Annotated in this window: 2 protein-coding genes; one reads left to right on the top strand and one right to left on the bottom strand. The window is 59.5% G+C overall.

Annotated elements, in window-relative coordinates:
- Nucleotides 1–269 (top strand): IS66 family transposase (locus PDO_RS17255; RefSeq protein ID WP_007604898.1); only part of this gene is annotated, 269 nt, incomplete at its 5' end.
- Here PDO_RS17255 and PDO_RS17250 read toward each other — a convergent pair.
- Nucleotides 238–483, bottom strand: a complete 246-nt coding sequence (locus PDO_RS17250; protein WP_007604895.1) for a DUF6429 family protein — start codon at nt 481–483, stop codon at nt 238–240. The two genes, PDO_RS17255 and PDO_RS17250, sit on opposite strands and share 32 nt — an antisense overlap.
- Between the last annotated feature and the right edge of the window lie 105 nt (nt 484–588).

Below are 588 nucleotides of genomic sequence, written 5' to 3'. Positions count from 1 at the left end.
TACCCTTTAACAACGCGGCGGAAAGAGCCCTGCGCGGCGTGGCCTGCGGAAGAAAAAATTGGACCTTTGCCGGCTCCGATCGTGGCGCGGTCCGGGCTGCCATCATGCTGACCCTTATCACGACGGCCCGTCTCAACGATATCGATCCGAAGGCTTGGCTTGCAGACGTGCTGGCCCGCATCGCGGATCTTCCCGTCTCCCGCCTGCACGAGCTGTTGCCCTGGGAGTGGAAGAGGATCAAGGCGGCGGAGATTGCGGTTGCCGCGTAAACGGCTCCCGGAACATTGCTTCCGAACGCTCCAAGCCTTCATCGGTCAGGATCAATGACTTCGACTTGTTGACTGGGTCGCCGATCAAGCCCTTCTTGTGAAGCCGATCCGTCGTTGCCCAGTCGAAGCCCTTCCAGGCACAACGTTCGTTATGCAGCGTCAGCCATAACAGCGCCAAAACGGCATCGTCGATCTTGTCCTCATCGATCTCCATGAACCGACGTTACCACGCGCGGCGCCCAAAATCCTGCGGCCCTGCTCGGATGGATACCATTGGCTGTGGCGCGCAGTTGATCAGGACGGTTTCGTCTTGGAGGTT

Origin of the sequence: Rhizobium sp. PDO1-076, from assembly GCF_000247475.1 — a bacterium.
Classification (GTDB): Bacteria; Pseudomonadota; Alphaproteobacteria; order Rhizobiales; family Rhizobiaceae; genus Allorhizobium.
Note: the sequence above shows the minus strand (reverse complement) of the source record. Positions and strands in the feature narration are given on the sequence as shown.